Origin of the sequence: Ichthyenterobacterium magnum, from assembly GCF_003610635.1 — a bacterium.
In the GTDB taxonomy this organism is placed as follows: domain Bacteria; phylum Bacteroidota; class Bacteroidia; order Flavobacteriales; family Flavobacteriaceae; genus Ichthyenterobacterium; species Ichthyenterobacterium magnum.
This window is the reverse complement of record NZ_RAQJ01000004.1, coordinates 90,952-110,272: the sequence shown is the minus strand read 5'-3', so window position 1 is coordinate 110,272 and position 19,321 is coordinate 90,952. Positions and strand designations below refer to the sequence as shown.

20 protein-coding genes are annotated in these 19,321 nt (G+C 31.1%); 8 read left to right on the top strand and 12 right to left on the bottom strand.

The genetic code is table 11. The features are described from left to right. The first annotated feature begins 5 nt into the window (after positions 1-5). On the top strand, positions 6-722 hold the full coding sequence (locus tag BXY80_RS10660) for an RDD family protein (protein WP_120202028.1): 717 nt from the start codon (positions 6-8) through the stop codon (positions 720-722). Positions 723-909: 187 nt separating this feature from the next. Beyond that, positions 910-1,515: a trimeric intracellular cation channel family protein gene (locus tag BXY80_RS10655; protein ID WP_120201769.1), complete on the top strand. Its 606-nt coding sequence runs from the start codon at positions 910-912 to the stop codon at positions 1,513-1,515. A 190-nt stretch (positions 1,516-1,705) separates the two neighbouring features. On the opposite strand, the gene BXY80_RS10650 is transcribed toward BXY80_RS10655, so the two are convergent. The 6 genes from BXY80_RS10650 to BXY80_RS10625 form a co-directional block, all read right to left on the bottom strand. Continuing rightward, positions 1,706-2,341, bottom strand: a complete 636-nt coding sequence (locus BXY80_RS10650; protein WP_162843306.1) for a hypothetical protein — start codon at positions 2,339-2,341, stop codon at positions 1,706-1,708. Positions 2,342-2,353: 12 nt separating this feature from the next. Further along, positions 2,354-2,956 carry a DUF6705 family protein gene (locus BXY80_RS10645; RefSeq protein WP_317124932.1) on the bottom strand — a complete coding sequence of 201 codons (603 nt, stop codon included), beginning with the start codon at positions 2,954-2,956 and terminating at the stop codon, positions 2,354-2,356. A 13-nt stretch (positions 2,957-2,969) separates the two neighbouring features. Continuing rightward, positions 2,970-3,575, bottom strand: coding sequence for a DUF6705 family protein (locus tag BXY80_RS10640; RefSeq protein ID WP_147376127.1), 606 nt, complete (start codon positions 3,573-3,575; stop codon positions 2,970-2,972). Position 3,576: 1 nt separating this feature from the next. Beyond that, entirely contained in the window at positions 3,577-5,181 is a 1,605-nt protein-coding gene (locus BXY80_RS10635) for a hypothetical protein (protein WP_120201762.1), read from the bottom strand. Between the two features lie 261 nt (positions 5,182-5,442). Further along, complete coding sequence (locus BXY80_RS10630) at positions 5,443-7,602, bottom strand: M3 family metallopeptidase (RefSeq protein WP_120201760.1); 2,160 nt, start codon at positions 7,600-7,602, stop codon at positions 5,443-5,445. Between the two features lie 64 nt (positions 7,603-7,666). After that, entirely contained in the window at positions 7,667-8,371 is a 705-nt protein-coding gene (locus BXY80_RS10625) for a peptidylprolyl isomerase (protein ID WP_120202026.1), read from the bottom strand. A 2-nt stretch (positions 8,372-8,373) separates the two neighbouring features. On the opposite strand from BXY80_RS10625, the gene BXY80_RS10620 reads away from it, so the two are divergent. Further along, positions 8,374-9,015, top strand: a complete 642-nt coding sequence (locus tag BXY80_RS10620) for an NUDIX hydrolase (RefSeq protein ID WP_120201758.1) — start codon at positions 8,374-8,376, stop codon at positions 9,013-9,015. A gap of 48 nt (positions 9,016-9,063) precedes the next feature. Further along, a complete protein-coding gene (locus tag BXY80_RS10615; protein ID WP_120201756.1) occupies positions 9,064-9,861 on the top strand; it encodes a lysophospholipid acyltransferase family protein in 798 nt (265 codons plus the stop codon). 46 nt (positions 9,862-9,907) lie between these two features. Here BXY80_RS10615 and BXY80_RS10610 read toward each other — a convergent pair whose 3' ends face one another. Beyond that, the gene (locus BXY80_RS10610; RefSeq protein ID WP_120201753.1) at positions 9,908-10,519 is read right to left on the bottom strand and encodes a hypothetical protein; all 612 of its coding nucleotides are present in this window, start codon (positions 10,517-10,519) and stop codon (positions 9,908-9,910) included. Between the two features lie 4 nt (positions 10,520-10,523). Beyond that, a complete protein-coding gene (locus BXY80_RS10605; protein ID WP_120201751.1) occupies positions 10,524-11,018 on the bottom strand; it encodes an RNA polymerase sigma factor in 495 nt (164 codons plus the stop codon). Between the two features lie 134 nt (positions 11,019-11,152). Here BXY80_RS10605 and BXY80_RS10600 point away from each other — a divergent pair, with 134 nt between their 5' ends. Then, positions 11,153-12,424 (top strand): NAD(P)/FAD-dependent oxidoreductase, encoded by a 1,272-nt coding sequence (locus tag BXY80_RS10600; protein ID WP_120201749.1) that lies wholly within the window; start codon positions 11,153-11,155, stop codon positions 12,422-12,424. 158 nt (positions 12,425-12,582) lie between these two features. Here the strand turns inward: BXY80_RS10600 and BXY80_RS10595 are convergent, their stop codons facing one another. Next, positions 12,583-13,317: a lysoplasmalogenase gene (locus BXY80_RS10595; RefSeq protein ID WP_245977263.1), complete on the bottom strand. Its 735-nt coding sequence runs from the start codon at positions 13,315-13,317 to the stop codon at positions 12,583-12,585. 118 nt (positions 13,318-13,435) lie between these two features. Between BXY80_RS10595 and BXY80_RS10590 the strand changes: the two genes are divergently transcribed. From BXY80_RS10590 to BXY80_RS10580, 3 genes are all read left to right on the top strand, one after another. After that, entirely contained in the window at positions 13,436-15,586 is a 2,151-nt protein-coding gene (locus tag BXY80_RS10590; RefSeq protein ID WP_120201744.1) for a TonB-dependent receptor, read from the top strand. 91 nt (positions 15,587-15,677) lie between these two features. Further along, positions 15,678-16,403 carry an energy transducer TonB gene (locus BXY80_RS10585; RefSeq protein ID WP_120201742.1) on the top strand — a complete coding sequence of 242 codons (726 nt, stop codon included), beginning with the start codon at positions 15,678-15,680 and terminating at the stop codon, positions 16,401-16,403. A gap of 221 nt (positions 16,404-16,624) precedes the next feature. Next, positions 16,625-17,428, top strand: a complete 804-nt coding sequence (locus BXY80_RS10580; RefSeq protein ID WP_120201740.1) for a dienelactone hydrolase family protein — start codon at positions 16,625-16,627, stop codon at positions 17,426-17,428. Positions 17,429-17,443: 15 nt separating this feature from the next. Here the strand turns inward: BXY80_RS10580 and BXY80_RS10575 are convergent, their stop codons facing one another. The 3 genes from BXY80_RS10575 to BXY80_RS10565 are packed head-to-tail and all read right to left on the bottom strand — an operon-like array spanning position 17,444 to position 19,234. Beyond that, a complete protein-coding gene (locus BXY80_RS10575) occupies positions 17,444-18,079 on the bottom strand; it encodes an MOSC domain-containing protein (RefSeq protein ID WP_120201738.1) in 636 nt (211 codons plus the stop codon). Positions 18,080-18,103: 24 nt separating this feature from the next. Next, a complete protein-coding gene (locus BXY80_RS10570; protein WP_120201736.1) occupies positions 18,104-18,796 on the bottom strand; it encodes a helix-turn-helix transcriptional regulator in 693 nt (230 codons plus the stop codon). Between the two features lie 60 nt (positions 18,797-18,856). Further along, entirely contained in the window at positions 18,857-19,234 is a 378-nt protein-coding gene (locus tag BXY80_RS10565) for a VOC family protein (protein ID WP_120201734.1), read from the bottom strand. Positions 19,235-19,321 lie beyond the last annotated feature (87 nt).

Here is a 19,321-nt window from a genome sequence, read left to right as displayed (position 1 = left end):
AAAATATGCAAGAATTTCAAATAGAAACCGCTCAAAATGTAGGCATTCAACAAAACGTTGCTAACCTTGGTGACAGAATGTTGGCCTATCTATTAGATAGCCTCATTATTATAGTATATATATTTATTTCATTCTTATTATTAATTTCACTTGACTTTGATCCAGGAGACTCTTGGGCGATATATTTACTACTCTCTTTACCTGCATTTTTATATTATGTATTACTAGAAACATTTTGGAATGGAAAAACAGTAGGGAAATTTGCTTTAAAAACTAGAGTGGTAAAGCTTGATGGTTCTAAACCTAGTTTTGCTAATTATTTTGTGCGTTGGCTTTTAAGAATTGTGGATGTTGTTTTAACAAGTGGTGGCGTTGCGGTATTATCTATTTTAATTAAAGGTAATGGACAACGTGTTGGAGATATTGCTGCTGGTACAACAGTTATTAGTGAAAGGTTAAAGGTGTCGTTTCAAGATACCATTTTAAAGCAGATTCCACAAGATTATAAACCAACTTATAGTCAGGTTACGCTTTTTAAAGATGATGAAATGCAGATGATTAAAAACCTGTATGATGATGCTAGACGTAAAGGACAACATAATATCATTGTATCTTTACATAATAAAATGATAGAAGTCATGCAGGTTGAACCATTGCAGAAACCAATAGATTTTGTAGATACAGTAATTAAAGACTATAATTATTATACACAAAACATGTAAGTAGAGAACCAATTTTGTGCGGCAAAATTGAGTGAGTCACTTATACTGAGCTTGTCGAAGTATTTATAGATATTTACCATACTTAATAAGAGAACCAATTTTTAAATCGAAAAAATGGGTGAATCACTTATGCTGAGCACAGTAGAAGTATCTTTTAAATATTAATTATACAATACGATTTAAAATTATGTTTTTTCAAATTATAGACATACTTGGTACTATTGCATTTGCAATTTCTGGTGTTTTAGTTGCGCTAGATAAAAAGATGGATCCATTTGGCGTTTTAATCATTGCTTTTGTAACTGCTGTTGGTGGAGGAACATTACGAGATGTTTTAATAGGGCAAACACCAGTGTCATGGATGACAAATATGACCTATGTTTATGTTATTTTTGCGGCTACAGTTTTTGCGGTTGTTTTTCGCAATAAAATAAATTACCTACGTAAATCTTTGTTTTTATTTGATACCATTGGTATTGGTTTATATACTGTTGTTGGTATAGAAAAAGGATTAGTTGCTGAATTGCATCCTATAATTTGTATTGCATTAGGAACCATGACTGCATGTTTTGGTGGCGTTATTCGTGATATTTTATGTAACGAAATTCCTGTGATTTTTAGAAAAGAAATTTATGCTACAGCGTGTATTTTAGGTGGCTTAACTTATTTTGGTTTGCGAGAGCTTCCAATTTTAAATAATTGGGTATTTGTTATTGCTGGTGCTGTGGTGATTATAGTAAGACTAATTGTTGTGAGATTTAAAATTAGTTTGCCAAGTTTGTATAAAGAATAAAAAAAGCTGTCTAAAAAGTGTCATTCTGAATGAAAATGAAGAATCTCTATAAAATCAAATTTCTAATTTTTAGATATTTGAGATTTTTCGACTTCGCTCAAAATGACAATAAAATCACTTTTTAGACAGCCTTTTTTTAAGTAAATATGTTGGGATTATAGTAAAAACAAAGCACGAATTTTAATCTATATTAAATTCGTATAGTTTTTAATTTCTTAATTATTCGTTTTGATAAAAATTCATGTAAAATGTTTTCATAATTTGTTCCTAAACCAAATAACATCTCTTTTCTTCTAGGAATAAATTTCCATAAATTATTTGAATCTTTTAATGCTAAAACTCTATCATACGAAACTATTGTAGCTATTTTATTAATGGAATCATAAGAAGCTATTCTTGATTGAAAGCTTTGTTTCCTATTGTATTTTTTAAAATGTTTTTTTCTATAGTAACCTTCATTGGTTGTAATATTTTTAGAGTTTAAATCTAACTTTATCTCACGAACCATTAAATAGTCAATAAAGCGGTAGTGCATATTTTTTAGCTTACCTAACTTAGAAATGTTTTTTGCTACCATGAAGCTCTTTGTAGATGTTTCTTTTCTATACTTTTTTAGCCCTTTTAAATAGGTTCTTGATATTTCTTTTCTGTTTTTTCCTTTAAAAAGCCTAGGATGAATTAAATATAAATATTCATCTAAATCCATTTCAATAATTGAATTAGAATATTCTTCAAAAGCAACTTCAATATCTGGTCTTTCGCTTTGAGCATATGGATACTTAAAAGTCAAGAACAGCAAATAGAAACAAAAAATCTTGATTTTCATTTATAAAAAAAATTATTGCTTTATTAATACCATATTCATTGGTAATTGATAGTTGTTAACTCTAATATTTGTAATATAATCAAGTACTTCACTTACTTTATTCGTCCAAATTAATTGCGCAGGACTCCCTAAGCTAAATTGATATTCTAATTTTAAGTCTGATGCCAATACATCATCTTCAATATTAGGCTCAGCAAAACTGGCTATATACATATTTACGTTTGATTCTGTATAAATAAATTCATCATTTTCGAAACCTTCTTCGTAGCTATTAAATCCACCAGGTATAAAACAGTCTTCACATATTGTGGTATAGGTATTGTATTGCTCAATACCATTAATTATTAATTTGAATTGGGCAGAAAGCTCATCGGCATAATTATCAAAAATTTGTTCTTGATTTATTAATTTACTAAATGTAATTTCAAAGACTAAATTGTTAGATGCATCTTCGTATTTCCAAGTCCCTAAAAATTTATTTAACACGTTATTTACGTCTTTAAAATAGGTGTCTCGTTCAGAAATATTTGACTGATCCCATTCAGTTTCTATTGGTTTAATGGTTTGTCCAAATCCTAAAAAATCAAAGAAAAATAGTATTGATAATATGAAAATATAGCGTTTCAGGCTATTGTTTAATTAATACCATATTCATTGGCATTTGGTATACATTCATATGTTGTCCTGTAGCTATTCTTTTTACTGTCCCTGTTTTATTCGTCCAAATTAATTGCGCTGGACTCCCTAAGCTAAATTGATATTCTAATTTTAAGTCTGATGAGAGCACATATCTCTCAATATTAGGCTCGGCAAAATTAGCGACATACATATTTACGTTTGGTTCTGTATAAACAAATTCATCATTTTCAAAACCTTCTTCGTAAGAGCAAAACCCTTTGGGTATAAAACAATCATTACAAAGAGTATTATATGTGTTATATTGCTCGACACCATTAATTATTAATTTGAATTGGGCAGAAAGCTCATCGGCATAATTATCAAAAATTTGTTCTTGATTTATTAATTTACTAAATGTAATTTCAAAGACTAAATTGTTAGATGTATCTTCGTATTTCCAAGTTCCTAAAAATTTATTAAGCACGTTATTTACGTCTTTAAAATAGGTGTTCCGCTCAGAAATGTTTGATTGGTCCCATTCTGTTTCAATAGGTTTTATTTGTGCATTACAAATAGTACTAATTAAAAGGAGTGTGATTATTATATAGTGTTTCATTTTATTCTTGTTTTTTAAGTTTACAAAATTTAGTAATGTTTCCATCACTATCGTATTCGGCTTTTAATAAATCTAAATAAGGAAATTCATCTGTCAAAAAATTTGTTATAGCGGTTTCATGTCCAGTATAATCGAGTGCATTAATTGGTTTAAGAATCTCAATTACTTTCTCCCATATTGTTGTTCTATTCTTTTTTCTATTATAGTTTTTAGTATTATTAACAATATTAAACACATTATTAGCTCGTAAAACGTATGTAATGCCTCCAGAGCCTCCAGAAATAATAAAATTAGTAACTTGGGTTGCTGCTACTGGATTTGTGGCATATACTTTTTTTATCATATTAATATGCTCAGCAATATCTGTACCACTTGGTACTTTACGAATTGGTTTACCATTAATATCAGCTGCAGGATGAAAATGTGCACCAACCAATGTGTTGTTTTGTAATGGAGGGAAATCTAAATTACTATCGTCAGCATCAATTGGCAATTGTTCATCAAAATTAGCATCGTTATAAGTATTTGGGTCGTTTATGTTTGCACCTGTATAAATAAAACGTTTACCATCTTCTTCTGTAGCAAAGCCCATATTGTTTTTTAAACGGTCTAATTCAGTTTTTATTTCTGGCGTGTTGGCAATTTCGGTCAAACCAGGTATGTTTTCTTGGCAATCTGGCTCGTTATCATTTGTGCCACCTTTAATAAGGATTCCGCCCATATCACCAACACAACTGCCAGTAGCATCTAATTGCAAGCAATCTTCATTCTCTGCTTGCGAACCATCATTAGGGTTGTCATTATTACCATTATCATCTGGATTGGTGTTTGGGTTGGTTGAGCTTCCGTCACTACTGCCACCACCTCCAATAGGGTTGCCATAATCGTCATATATTTGTCCAGCTGGGTCAGTAGGATTAAATCCTCCACCACCATCTTCTGGACACTCGATAAAACTTGACACTAGATAAGGCTGAGGAACAGTGTACCCTTGATTATCAAAACTACAATTTGCACCATTCTCAATATCTTTTGCAGTATGTTCGCCACTATATGGACATGTTGGTGTAATAGTTACCCATTCGTGACAAACACCATTATCACCTAGGCGTTGAAAAATTGTATTTGCCCAATCTTGATCTTGCAAAATGGTGTAAGTAACTTTATCATCTAAATTAATAAGTTCATTATTTTGTATTTGTGTTTTTTCTTCTTCAGTAATATCATATGCAACTAAGTAGGCTAAATAAGTGCCATCATTTTGTAAACTTAATAGTACATTCTCTGTTAGTCCATTTTCTTCAGCTCTGTTTACCAAAAAAGTATATGAATGATAGGCCCCATATTCAATATAATTAGCTACATCAGTGTCAATAGTGAAATCAAGCTCTGGGTTATAGACTTCTCTTAGTTGTATATTTGAATCAAAGGACATAGGTTGACGAACGATTGATTTAATTTTATCTGAGAGTGCTTTATTTTCAGAAATTGGAGGATTATCAATACGCTTAAGTGTAAAACTTGGTGAACTGCTTAAAACTGTTGAAGAGTTACTAGTATTAATATTTTCTTTTTCACAGTTAGTAAAAAAAAACAATAACTCCAAAGAGTAAAATACCTAGTTTGATATAGTTTTTGAAATGGTGTTTTCTCATAGTCACTTACTGGTTTAAATTTAACACAATTATTCTTTCTCAAAGTAAAGTATTATAATAATGCTAAACAATACGTAGTTCTACGTATATTTTGTCTTGCTATCCTAGTAAATGTGTTTCAATTAACAAACATTGCAAAAAAAGAATACTAAAAGTTGAAATAAAAAAGCCTCGTTTATCACGAGGCTTTTTAAATATAATATTATTTTTATTTATTCCTTAGGAATTGGGAATCCTCTGTCTCTCATTAATGCTTCAATTTTAGCATCACGACCTCTAAATAGTTTATAAGCTTTAGCTGGATCCATTGAGTTTCTTGGAGCAAATAAATACTTCACTAATTTATCAGCAACAGCTTTATCATAAAATCCGTCAGGAGCTTCAGCAAATGCTTCTGCTGCATCTGCAGTTAATACATCTGCCCACATATAACCATAGTATGCAGTTGCATAACCTTCACCAGAAAACACATGTCCAAAGTGAGGCGTTCTGTGACGCATTGGTAATGCTGCAGGCATTTTTAATTCTGCTAAAGTTTCACGTTCAAATTTATCAATATCGATATCTGTTGGATCTGCAAGGTGTAATTTCATATCCATTAAAGCAGATGCTAAATATTCAGTCGTTCCAAAACCTTGATTAAATGTAGATGCTTTTTTAATTTTTTCTACTAAATCTTCTGGTATTGGTTCTCCAGTTTTATTATGAACTAAAAATTGATTAATAACTTCGTCTGTAGATAACCAACGCTCTAATAACTGCGATTGAAACTCTGTATAATCACGAACGCCTCCATTTAATGTTGGGTATTTTACATTTGCAGAAAAGAAGTGTAATGCATGACCAAACTCATGGAAAAATGTGTTTGCATCATCCCAAGATACTAATACAGGCTCACCAGGAGCTGGTTTTACAAAGTTTGAATTGTTAGAAGCTAGTACATTTTTTTCGCCTTCAAAAGAGGTGTAACTTCTGTAAGTTGTTGCCCAAGCTCCAGAACGTTTTCCTTCTCTTGCAAAAGGGTCTAAATACCATAAACCAATATGTTTTCCTGTGTCTTTGTCTGTAACTTCCCAAACCTTAACATCTTCATGAAATACAGGAACTTTACCTTCTTCAATTGGTGTAAATTTATAATTGAATAAGCGTCCTGCTGTATAGAATAAAGCATCAGTTAATTTATCTAATTGTAAATACTGTTTTACTTCTTCGCTATCTAAATCGTATTTCTTTTTACGTACTTTTTCAGCATAAAATCTATAATCCCATGGTTCTATAGTAATTTTGTCGCCATTTTCGTCTGCAACTGTTTGCATATCTGCAACTTCTTCTGCCACACGACCTATAGCTGCTGGCCAAACTGCCATCATTAAATCCATAGCGTTTTTAGGGTTTTTAGCCATACGATCTTGTAATCTCCAATCGGCATAATTATCGTATCCTAAAAGGGCAACACGCTCCTTACGAAGTTTTAATATTTTTGCAATTAGCTCATTGTTATCATACTCATCACCATTATCTCCTCTAGAGTAATAATTACTCCATACTTTTTTACGTAATTCTCTTTCGGTAGAATACTTTAAAAAAGGATCCATAGACGAGCGCGTATTAGTAATAGCATATTTACCATCATGACCTTTATCTGTAGCAATTTTAGCCGCAGATTTTATAAATCCTTCAGATAAACCACCTAATTGGTCTTTTGTTAAATAGGTAACATAGTTTTCTTCATCATGTAAAACATTTGCAGAAAAATCGTTGTATAAGCTAGATAGTTCTTTGTTAATTTCTGCATAACGCTTTTTCTTTTCGGCGTCAAGATTAGCACCATTCATCTCAAAACGTTTATAAACTAAATCTAAAACACGTTGTTGGTCGGCTTCTAAAGGTTTTATTTGTGATGCATCATAAACAGTTTTAATACGTTTGAATAGTTTTTCGTTTTGAGAAATTTTTGAACTATAATCTGATAATTTAGGAGATAATTCTGTTCTAATATCTCTAAACTCTTGAGATGACATATTACTACTTAAAATACCATAATATGTAAAAACTCTATCAAGTTCTTTACCAGAACTTTCCATAGCAACAATAGTGTTTTCAAAAGTTGGATCATCTGTATTGTTAGCTATTTTTTCAATATCAGCTAATCCTAGTTCCATTCCTTTTTCTACAGCTTCTTTAATATCTGAAGCTTGCATTTTATCAAAAGCAGGAAGACCTTCATAAGGACCAGTCCATTCTTGTAGTAATACATTGTCTGTTGTCATTGCTACGTCATCTTTTTTTTCGTCTTGTTTACAGCTTGTAAACGCTATCAAAGCACATAAGCTTAAGCTGGCTACGTGTTTTGAAACATAGAGTGTTTTCATTAGTGTTTTTAGTTTTAATTTGAAAGGTCTCAAGGTATTAAAATTCTATAAAAGAATATCTTAATTAATTTATAATTTCTACCTTTTTAATATAGATGTTATGTAACGGCCACTCAGCATTATCTGTTTCTTGAGATGCAATTTTATCAACAACGTTCATGCCTTTTATAACTTTACCAAAAATGGTGTAATCACCATCTAAATGAGGTTGATTGCTTTGTGTGATAAAAAACTCATAAGGAGACGCTAGTTTATGTGGATTTTCATTTTCACTACTTGGCATACTAATAACACCGCGTTTATGCGTGTAACCTTGTCTTGTATCGTTTGGCAATAAGTAACGCCCTATTTGTTTACGTTTGTTAGCAATTTTGCGTTCGTCACTGTTACCACCTTGAATTATAAAGTTTTTAACCACACGATGAAACTGTGCACCATCAAAATACTTTTGCTTAGTTAAAAACACAAAATTTGCACGATGGTATTTTGTTTTGTTGTAGAGTAAAATATCTATGTCGCCATAATTTGTGGTAATACGAACCTTATTTTCTTTATTTTCTTTTTCATACTCTTGAAAAAATTCAACAGCATTTTTATCTGTTAAATATGGGTATTTACGTTGAGACTCTGCACGTGTTTCTTCTTGTTTTTGTTGCTCTTTTTTAATAGCTGCTGAATCTATAGCTATAGTATTGGTTTTCTTTTGAGATTGTTTATCTTCACAATTAAGAATAAAACAACAAAGACAAATTAATATAAAGGCTCTCATAAATGAATTTTGATACGTTTTTAAAATCAATATCAAAAATAGAAAATCTAGATCTTCCTGGAGAGGCTTCTCAAATTAAAATGTCGCCTCCATATCGTTTAGAACTTATGGAGCGAAATAGAGAAGCAATGAAAACAGCAAGAATGGCTGGTGTTATGGCTTTGTTTTATCCGAGTGTTACTAATGAAACGTATTTAATATTAATTTTAAGAAAAACCTATAAAGGCGTGCATTCTGCACAAGTAGGTTTTCCAGGTGGGAAGTTAGAAACAGACGATTCATCATTAGAATTTGCTGCACTTCGCGAAACCTATGAAGAAGTTGGTGTGCCTATAAAAATGATGAAGGTTTTGAAGGCAATGACACCAATGTATATTCCGCCAAGTAACTTTACAGTAAATCCTTTTTTGGGCGTTACACATACAACACCAAATTTTGTAAAACAGGATGAAGAGGTTGAAGATTTAATTGAAGTTTCGTTATCTCATTTTTTAGAAGAAAATAATGTGGTGAGTACTTCTGTAGCAACGTCTTATAAAGTAAAGGTTGATGTACCAGCATTTAAACTCAATAATCATATAGTTTGGGGAGCAACAGCTATGATGCTTAGTGAATTAAAAGACTTGTTAAAAACAGTGTTGTAAGTCGTTGATTTTTGTAGTTTTGTTGTTCTCTCAAAAAATTAAAAGTGAATGGGATTATTTAAAAGAAACCCTTTTGGACATATACTTTTTATAAAAAAATGGCTCATCAGAATTCTAGGTGCACTTACACACAGACGTTTTAGAGGTTTTAATGAATTGCAGATTGAAGGCTCAGATGTAATTAAAAACCTGCCAGATACACATGTATTATTTATATCTAATCATCAAACGTATTTTGCTGATGTGATAGCTATGTTTCATGTGTTTAATGCTAGTTTAAGTGGGCGTTTAGATAATATTAAAAATGTTGGCTACCTATGGAATCCAAAACTTAATATGTATTATGTTGCTGCTAAAGAAACTATGAAATCTGGGTTGTTGCCAAAAATTCTAGCTTATGTTGGTTCGGTAAGTATTGAGCGCACATGGAGAGCAGAAGGTAAAGATGTTAATCGCCAGGTGAAAATGAGTGATATTTCTAATATTGGTAAGGCATTAGATGATGGTTGGGTTGTTACGTTTCCGCAAGGTACAACAACACCTTTTAAGCCTATTAGAAAAGGAACAGCACATATTATTAAACGCTATAAACCTGTAGTGGTACCAATTGTTATTGATGGCTTTAGACGATCTTTTGATAAAAAAGGATTGCGTGTTAAAAAGAAAAACGTATATCAATCTTTTGAAATAAAAGAACCTTTACAAATTGATTATGAAAACGAATCGATAGCAGAAATAGTTGAAAAAATCGAATATGCTATTGAGCAACATCCATCATTTCTTAAAGTAATTCCTCAAAAAGAATTAGAAGAAAAAGAAGCGTTGAACAAAAAACGTGAGTGGTAAATTTGTAAGCTAAGATTTTTTTTTGCAAACAGCTAACAGCTATTATTTATGCTTCAAGTTTTTTAAGCTCTTTATAATTTCTATTAAGGCGCTTTAATAAAAGGCCATAAAGTAAATAATAGATGCCAAGTATAAATCCTATAAAAAGAGCAGTAGCTAAAATAATAGCTCCAATTAAAACTGCGTATTGTTTGGTTGATACTTCGCCGCTAAAATCAATACCACCTGGTATTGTAGTAAAGGCAATGTATAAACCTGTTGCAAAAATTATAGCAGCAAAAAAGAGGTTAAAAATTACATAATACTTTACAGTTTTACGTGTTTTTATAATATTGGCTATTAGAGATTTTACACTATCTGTAGCAGATATAGTTTTGTAGTTGGTATAAAATCTATAAATAAAAAATATAATTATGGGATACGTAGCATAAACCAAAATATTTACCCATTGCGGAAACACAACTTGGGATTCTATACTTGGGTTTATAAGCGCTAAAATTAAACCTAAGCTTAATTCAATAACACTTATTATAAAAATCCATTTTACAATGCTAGATGATTTTGCATGTATCATCTTATAAATTTCGTTGTAAGAAAGGACAGGAAAATGCACTTCTTTTTTCTGCCAATCTTTTTTTAATAATTCTAATTCATCCATAGTATCACGGATTTAATATTGTTCTTAATTTTGTTTTTACCCTATTCATTTTCACTCTAGCATTTACTTCAGTTATACCAAGGGTTTCACTTATTTCGCTATAATTTTTATCTTCTAGATATAAAAAAACCAAAGCTTTTTCAATATCATTTAATTGGTGTACTGCTTTATACATTAATTTTAATTGCTGTTCTTCAGTATCATCATATTCTACAGCTTTAATTTTAAATTGTACACTTTCAAATTCTTGCGTATTAATAGTTCGTTTTGATTTTCGATATAAGGTAATAGCAGTATTTAAACCAACACGATACATCCAGGTACTAAACTTTGCTTCGCCACGAAACTTAGGGTACGCTTTCCATAATTGTATTGTTATCTCTTGAAACAAATCATTATGCGCATCTTGATTATTGGTATATAATCGACATACTTTATGCACAATGTTTTGATGCTTTTCGAGCAATTCAACAAAACTATGTTCTAATTCTTTATTCAATTGTGATGGGTTAGTTACCTATATGTAGTTTATTAATTTAAAATGTTACATATGTGTTAAACATTAATTCAAAAATAGTGTTTTCAGGCGCTTAAATTGTATCTTTGTAAGTGTTATTTTAAGAGACTTTTCTTATGAATATTCCTGAATCAAAATTTCCTAGAGTTGTTATTGTTGGTGGTGGATTTGCTGGTGTTAATCTTGCAAAAACATTAGCAAATAAAGATGTACAAGTCGTTATGTTAGATAAACATAACTATCATACATTTCAACCCTTATTATATCAAGTATCTAGCTCAGGTTTAGAACCAGACTCAATTGCTTACCCACTTAGAAAAATAATTAAAAAGCATAAAAATTCTTTTTTTCGTTTAGCAGAAGTTGAGCAAATCAATCCTGAAACAAATGAAATAAAAACGAGTATTGGTAATTTAAGATATGATTACCTCGTAATAGCAACAGGAACAAAAACTAATTATTTTGGTAATTCTGCTATCGAGAATAATAGTATGCCAATGAAAAGTGTTCCGCAGGCATTAAATATTAGAAGTTTAATACTTCAGAATTTTGAAAAAGCTGCAATAGCAAAAACAAAAGAAGAACGTAACTCTTATTTAAACTTCGTGATAGTTGGTGGCGGTCCAACAGGTGTAGAGTTAGCTGGTGCAATAGCAGAATTAAAAAACCATATATTGCCTAGAGATTATCATGATTTAAACCCAGATGATATGCAAATTCATTTGTTAGAAGGCAATAACCGAGTATTGCCTCCAATGAGTGAACATGCTTCAAAAAAAGCTGAAGAGTTTTTAAAAGCTTTAGGTGTGCAAGTACATTGTAATACTTTTGTTAAGGATTATGATGGAAAAATAGTAGCTACAAATTCTAGTTTAGTAATGCAATCTGAAACTTTAATTTGGGCGGCAGGCGTTACTGGAGCTCCTGTAAAAGGTCTGCAAGCAAATGCTTTAATAGCACAAGCAAATCGTTATAAAGTAAATCGTTTTAACCAAATTGAAGGTTATGATAATATATTTGCGCTTGGAGACATTGCATTAATGGAAACAGAAAAGTATCCTAAAGGACATCCACAAGTAGCACAACCTGCAATTCAGCAAGGGCAACTTTTAGGTAAAAACTTAATTAAACTTATTAAGGGCAAAGCATTAAAACCTTTTACATATTATGATAAAGGCTCTATGGCAACTATTGGTCGTAATAAAGCTGTTGTAGACTTAAAACATTATAAATTTGGTGGTTTTTTTGCTTGGTTTATTTGGATGTTTATTCACCTTATGTCTTTGGTAGGTTTTAGAAATCGGGTGATTGTATTATTTAATTGGACCTACAATTATATAAATTTCGATAAAGCAGCTCGACTCATTATTAGACCTTTTAAAAAGTAGTTTTGGCGTTACCTCTCGTTGCACTCAAGGTCAGGCTGTTCATTATATCTTTTTAATTAAAAACTTTTCGTTTTGCTCAGCAAGCTATCTTCTTACAAAATATATTTTGAGCTCGATAATGCTCAAAGAGACAATTAAAAAGGATGCCATTTCCATCCTTAACGCGGAGATTCACTAAGTTTCAAAATTCCAATAACAATAAAATATTGAGCCAAAGCATAAGTTAGCATAATAGTAATATTGCTATAAGCTAAAGATTGGTAGAATTTATTTAAAGCTAAAAGACTATCAGACATCATAAATAAAACGGCTCCTAAAAACACAAAATTATAGCTTGAAGTATTTACTTCACTTTTTCTTAAAAAGGCAGTAGTTGCCATAGATAAAATAATAATCATATACACAATAACAGGAATGAGCATATCTCCTAAACCGTCTTTTAGTAAATAAAATAGCCCAGCAGCATAAATGAGTAACAAGCCAACAAAACCTATTGGGTTTTTATTTTTGTTTCTATGTTTTAAAAACACAAATGCATACATAAGATGCGCAATTAAAAAGGATACCAAACCAAGCATAAAATAGTTGGGAGAATGCTCAACAAACATTAACAGAATATCGCCAATTACAGAGAAAATTAAAGCCAAAGCTGTTGTCAATCGTAATCTGTTATTTAAATGTTGGCTTTGTTTCCAAAAAAATATAAGTAACGAAACAACTATTGCGGGTTTAGTAATATAATGTAGTTGTGAGAGGTTAGTACTGCTATCAAAAATTAGTTCAGCTAAAACGATTAAAAAGAAAATAATACTAAAGGGTTTTATGTGTTTTATTGACATAGAAATAATACTAATTGTGCATAATGTATCAAATATATTCAATTCGTCAGTCATTTTTAACAATTCGGTTAAATAGAATTTATTTAAAAGGTTTTCTAAGTCAAATTTGCGCTATCAACATGTGCTGAACTTGTTTCAGTATCAAAAACAACAGTTTTAAATTACTAGCCAAATGAAAAATTTATTATCCTTTTTAATCTTATCTATAGTTACAACATCCATTGCACAAACATCTATTAACGGAAAAGTAGTCGATGCGCAAAACCAACCATTGGTAGGCGCAAATGTATACTTAGATGGTACTTACGATGGCGCAACAACAAACGATTTAGGTGAGTTTTTATTCTCAACAGAAGAAGTAGGTACGCAAGCATTAGTGATTTCTTTTTTGTCATATGAAACTAAAACGATTACAAATGATGTTTCGCAGTTAACAAATTTGCAAATTAAGTTAAGAGAAGATGTAGATGCATTAGATACTGTTGTAATTTCTGCAGGTACATTTGAAGCAAATGATAATAGTAAAGTCTCAGTTTTAAAACCTTTAGATGTGGTAACCACAGCAAGTGCTTTAGGCGATTTTGTTGGCGCATTGCAAACACTTCCTGGTACATCAACAGTAGCAGAAGATGGGCGTTTATTTGTAAGAGGTGGCGCTGCTGATGAAACACAAATCTTTATTGATGGCATTCGAGTATTTACACCTTATGCACCAACAGCAAACAACACACCAACACGAGGTCGCTATTCACCATTTTTATTTGATGGAATTACGTTCTCAACTGGAGGTTACTCTGCTGAGTATGGTAATGCTTTATCTAGTGTGTTACTTTTAAATACAATTGATGAACCAACACAAGAAAAAACAGATATAGGAATAATGACTGTTGGAGGAAGTTTAGGTCATACAGAAAAATGGAATAAAACCTCATTAAGTGTTAATGCATCATATATAAACTTAGCACCTTATAATGCTTTGTTTCCTGATAGAAACGATTGGGAGACACCATATAGAGGTGCTCAAGGTGAAGCTGTATTTAGACAGAAGTTGAATTCTGGAATGCTTAAATTTTATGCAGCTTTTGATTCAGGAGATTTTGAACTTACTCAAGAAGATATTAATGACCCTAATGGCGCACATTTTAAGTTAAATAACAGTAACTTTTATGCAAATACATCTTACCAAGGTGTTTTAAATAACAATTGGGCGTTGCAAACAGGTTTGAGTTATACAATAGCAAATACTAAAGTTGGATTTGATGAAAGCAATGTTAAGGATAAAGAAAACTCTGCACATGTTAAGTTAAAGCTTAAAAAGAGATTCAGTAGTAGATTTAAACTTAATTTTGGAGCCGAACATTTTACAACTAAGTTTGATGAAAATTTTACTGAAGATAATTTGGATGTGTCTTATGGTTTTGCAAACTCTATAAGTGCAGCATTTGTAGAGTCAGATTTAATATTTAGTAAAAAACTAGCTTTTAAAGTAGGTCTAAGATCTGATTATTATAATTTATCTAGCGACTTTAAAATTGCACCTAGAGTTTCAGTTGCGTATAAAACTTCAAAAAATGGGCAGCTATCATTAGCATATGGTAACTTTTATCAGAATGCACCTAATACAACATTAAAGTTTAATTCAGAGGTTGAAGCGCAAAGTACATCACATTATATTATGAACTATCAGTATGTCAATAATGGTAGATTATTTAGAGCAGAAGTATATAAGAAAAACTATGATAACTTAGTTAAGTTTGATTCAGACTTTGAAAGTTTTGATGCTAACTACACAAATAATGGAGATGGATATTCTCAAGGTTTAGATTTGTTTTGGAGAGATAATAAGAGCATTAAAAATACCGATTATTGGTTAAGCTATTCATATTTAGATACCGAACGTGATTATAGAAATTATCCAGAAAAAGCAAGACCAAATTTTGCTAATACACATAATTTTTCTGCCGTTGCAAAGTATTGGATAGATGACTGGAAAAGCCAAGTCGGGTTTAGCTATAACTTTGCATCCGGACGTTCTTATACTAACCCCAATACAACTGGTTTTTTAAACGAAAAAACAAAAAGTTATAATAGTATTAGTCTTAATTGGGCTTATTTATTAAGTCCTCAAAAAATTCTATACCTATCTGTAAATAATGTTTTAGGGTTTAAAAATATAAATGGTTATCAGTATGCAAATTCGCCAGATATAAATGGTAATTTTGCTAGACAAACCTTGCAACCTGCAGCAGATCAATTTTTCTTTGTAGGGTTCTTTTGGACTATTAGCGAAGACGGTAAAGATAATCAGCTAGACAATCTATAATATAGCGATTATTAGCAGATTTTAAAATGATAATTATCATAGGAATAGTTTAATGTTTATTCTAATTTAAGGTAATAAACGCTTAATTATCATGGAATTAAAAAAGAACCCAAATATGGATATTGGTAGAAATAGCAGCCTTTATTTTGCAATTGGCTTAAATTTAATGTTGTTATTTACTTGGCAAATGTTGGAGTATAAAACTTACAACAAAAAAGAAGTTGCTTTAGAGACTTTAAATATTAATAAAATTATTGAAGATGATATTCCGATAGTAAACTTTGAAGCACCGCCACCACCGCCACCATCTCCAGTTGTTGTGCAAACTATTGTTATTGTTGAGGATCTTGAAGATGTTGAAGAAACAATTATAGAAAGTAGCGAAACTGGTCAAGATGAAGCTATTGAAGAATATATTGCAAAAGTAGAAGAAGTAGAAGTAGAAGAAGTCGAGGAATATGTTGAAATTCCGTTTGCAGCACTTGAGAGTGTGCCAATTTTTCCTGGATGTGAAGGCGGTACAAAAACAGAGGTTAAAAAATGCTTTCAGCAAAAGATACAAGAGCATGTTGCCAAAAATTTTAACTACCCAGAATCGGCATTAGAGATGGGAATTTATGGTAAGGTATATGTGTTATTTCTAATAGATAGTAATGGAGTGGTTTCAAGAATAAAATCTAGAGGACCAGATAAAGTATTAGAAAAAGAAGCAGAACGCATTATAAAACTATTGCCTAAAATGATACCTGGAAAACAACGCGGTAAACCTGTTAACGTTCCGTATAGTATACCAATAAATTTTCAAATTAAAAGTTGAGTTTAGTATTATAATTATCAGATAGATTTAGCGTGTATTATTTTAGAACAAATGCTAAGTATTTTTAAGAGTGTTTTAAAAAACCAATTCTCATTAAATAGATAGCTTTTTTGAATTTAAGACTTAAAATCTCTCCAATTTTAATGAATTACTAATCATTTTAACAGACGAGATTTTGAAGATATACTTTTTAAACATAAATTTATATAAAAATTTATGTCATGAAAAAATCTTACAAGTACTTTGGTGTTTTATTTATAGCAGTTTTATTTTTTAATTGTAGTGGTAGTGATGATGATGGAGGAACACCTATCAATCCAGGGCGAACTGAAGCAGATGTAAGAGTCGATTTTCAAAATTTAGTAGTTAATACTGGAATTAATGATTTTACTTTAGAATCAAATAATGAAAACTTTTTTTGGGATTTTAGAATAATAGCGCCAGTAGGTGCAAGTTCTACAAATAAAAGGCCTTTAATAATAAGTTTGCATGGTGATGCAACTACAGTGTCTGAAGCCTATAAAGCGACTGCTTGTTTAGCAGAACCTGGATTAGACGGATTAGGAGCATATATTATAAGTCCGAGTAGTAAAGGATTTCTTTGGTTTGATGCACCAAATCAAAATCAAATTTTGGCATTAGTCGATTTAGCGAGTAGTTATTTATCTGTTGATACAAATAAAATTGCTATTACTGGATATAGCGATGGAGGAAATGGAAGCTGGTTTTTTGCTCAATTTTACCCTAGTTTATTCTCTGCATCTATACCAATGGCTAGCTCGTATAACCCTATAAATAATGTTGGAGTTGTGCAACAAATAACAATACCAATGCGTGTTATTCATGGGTCTGACGATGCGTTGTTTCCAATTGCTACAACCGAAGGCTATGTAAATGATTCAAATGCAGCGGGTTCTAATATAGAGTTTGTCACCGCGACAGGCTTGGGTCATCTTGAACCGTGTAATTATGTGCCATACTTACTAAGTGCTTCATCTTGGTTAGAAGAAGAAGTATGGAATTAATAAAACTTTAGTTTTTTAAAGAAACTTTGCTAACTTCTCTCTTTTTTTAAGTGGCAAGGCTTCATTTTTTAGGACTAATTTTAGTAAGTTGTTATTTTTATTTTTTGCGTAAAGTAAATTAAAAAATTCCCAGGTTGTTATACTATTATTGGCACGTTCAATAAGGGTTATGGTATCTCCTTTAGAAACTAAACCTTCTTTTAAAACACGAACATAGGTTCCTGGATAGCCATGTGCTATAAATTGACTTAAAACCTCTTGTGAGCCAAACTTAACCCCAAATTTAAAACATGGTTCTCTAGGCTGCGTAATCTGAACCAGAGCATTACCCAATTTGTATATGTCTCCAATATAAATTTGTGTTTCGTCTAAACCAGATATTGTGAGGTTTTCGCCAAACATTCCATAATGCCAATCTAGGTTTGGATATAAATTTTTCCAATACGGATATTGGTCTGCAGAAAACAAATAGCATGCTTTATAAATGCCGCCATGTACTTTTCTGTCTGAAACTTCATCACCTTTTACGTTTTCTTTATCTAAATAAATTGGCTTGTTTGTTGGTTCTTTATTTATGCCAGTAGTAACTTTTTTTCCATTCCATAAAAAAGAAGTTGGCTTAGTTGCGATGTTTGTGGAAAGAATTTTCATAAAGTAAAAATAAACTAAATCTCTTTACGTTACATTATAGTGACAAGACTGAAAATAAGTTTGAAGGTTAAACTTTCGGTTTTCGAATTTTTCAATTAAAATTTTAAAATGCCTAATTCTATCAATTCTAAATGCTCTGTAATCATTTCGTAAATGACACCATGCAATTAAAATCCATTTTTTTTGTGTAGAGTATAAAGCATAAGGCTCTATCTTTCTGTAAATAGCTTTAGAGTCATCTACTTTTTGATAATTGATTTCAACATAACTAAAGTTGGTAATTGCAAGTTGTATTTCTGAAAGTATATTACTTGAAAGATTTTCATAATGATAATCAAAAACATGAATATTTTTATCTAACAATTCACTTTTCTCTTGAATTGAGGTTCTAAATACCGACTTAATTTTAGTGAGTGCTTCTTTAAAGTCTTTTAAAAAAGACATATCATTGGTTTGTTTTACTAAATGCTGTGCCGTGATTAATGCATTTGCTTGTTTTTCAGTAAATTGAATAGGAGCAATAGTGTAGCCATCCATTAGAGAATAACCTCTACCTTCAATTGTGGTTACAGGAACTCCTGCATCTTCTAATTTTCTAATATCCCTATATATGGTTCTTACACTAACATTAAACTTACTAGCTAACTCGTTAGCAGTTATAAGGCGCTTAGATTTTAATAGCGTTAGTATTGATATGAGCCTTGATAATTGTGACATAAAACAAAGATAGCGAACAGCATTGTAATTCGCTATCTTATCATTTTTTGATTGATATTATTACATATAAGAATGTAAAGCAATACGGTTGCCTTCAGTATCAATGAATTGAGCTATATAACCAAACTCACCAATATCAGTTTTTGGCATAATAATTTTACCGCCTTGAGGTTCAACTTTATTTAAAGCTGTATTTAGGTTTTCGCCTCCATTTAAATAAATGGTAGCGCCATCTGTAGTTGGGTTTTGTCCTTCGGCTTCAATAATAGCACCACCAACTCCGTTATTGTCTTCATCATAAGAAAACATTCCATATTTTGTGTTTTGTTCAGGCATATGATGGTCTTTTATTTTTGTACCCATAACAGTTTCATAAAATTGTTTTGCTCTGTTGTAGTTGTTTACTGGAATCTCAAACCAGTTGACTGCGTTTTTCATTTTAATTGATTTTATTGTTAAACTTAGTGCAAAGATATTTGAGCTAGTGACATAATATGTCAGAGGTGGTTTTTATAAACAAAAAAA

What these genes read in the sequence shown, in the direction of transcription:
- BXY80_RS10590 (WP_120201744.1), top strand. Translation starts at nt 13,436, where the DNA reads ATGAAAAATTTATTATCCTTTTTAATCTTATCTATAGTTACAACATCC.
- BXY80_RS10650 (WP_162843306.1), bottom strand. Translation starts at nt 2,341, where the DNA reads ATGAAAATCAAGATTTTTTGTTTCTATTTGCTGTTCTTGACTTTTAAG.
- BXY80_RS10620 (WP_120201758.1), top strand. Translation starts at nt 8,374, where the DNA reads ATGAATTTTGATACGTTTTTAAAATCAATATCAAAAATAGAAAATCTA.
- BXY80_RS10580 (WP_120201740.1), top strand. Translation starts at nt 16,625, where the DNA reads ATGAAAAAATCTTACAAGTACTTTGGTGTTTTATTTATAGCAGTTTTA.
- BXY80_RS10595 (WP_245977263.1), bottom strand. Translation starts at nt 13,317, where the DNA reads ATGACTGACGAATTGAATATATTTGATACATTATGCACAATTAGTATT.
- BXY80_RS10585 (WP_120201742.1), top strand. Translation starts at nt 15,678, where the DNA reads ATGGAATTAAAAAAGAACCCAAATATGGATATTGGTAGAAATAGCAGC.
- BXY80_RS10625 (WP_120202026.1), bottom strand. Translation starts at nt 8,371, where the DNA reads ATGAGAGCCTTTATATTAATTTGTCTTTGTTGTTTTATTCTTAATTGT.
- BXY80_RS10575 (WP_120201738.1), bottom strand. Translation starts at nt 18,079, where the DNA reads ATGAAAATTCTTTCCACAAACATCGCAACTAAGCCAACTTCTTTTTTA.
- BXY80_RS10610 (WP_120201753.1), bottom strand. Translation starts at nt 10,519, where the DNA reads ATGGATGAATTAGAATTATTAAAAAAAGATTGGCAGAAAAAAGAAGTG.
- BXY80_RS10640 (WP_147376127.1), bottom strand. Translation starts at nt 3,575, where the DNA reads ATGAAACACTATATAATAATCACACTCCTTTTAATTAGTACTATTTGT.
- BXY80_RS10600 (WP_120201749.1), top strand. Translation starts at nt 11,153, where the DNA reads ATGAATATTCCTGAATCAAAATTTCCTAGAGTTGTTATTGTTGGTGGT.
- BXY80_RS10565 (WP_120201734.1), bottom strand. Translation starts at nt 19,234, where the DNA reads ATGAAAAACGCAGTCAACTGGTTTGAGATTCCAGTAAACAACTACAAC.
- BXY80_RS10630 (WP_120201760.1), bottom strand. Translation starts at nt 7,602, where the DNA reads ATGAAAACACTCTATGTTTCAAAACACGTAGCCAGCTTAAGCTTATGT.
- BXY80_RS10615 (WP_120201756.1), top strand. Translation starts at nt 9,064, where the DNA reads ATGGGATTATTTAAAAGAAACCCTTTTGGACATATACTTTTTATAAAA.
- BXY80_RS10660 (WP_120202028.1), top strand. Translation starts at nt 6, where the DNA reads ATGCAAGAATTTCAAATAGAAACCGCTCAAAATGTAGGCATTCAACAA.
- BXY80_RS10570 (WP_120201736.1), bottom strand. Translation starts at nt 18,796, where the DNA reads ATGTCACAATTATCAAGGCTCATATCAATACTAACGCTATTAAAATCT.
- BXY80_RS10655 (WP_120201769.1), top strand. Translation starts at nt 910, where the DNA reads ATGTTTTTTCAAATTATAGACATACTTGGTACTATTGCATTTGCAATT.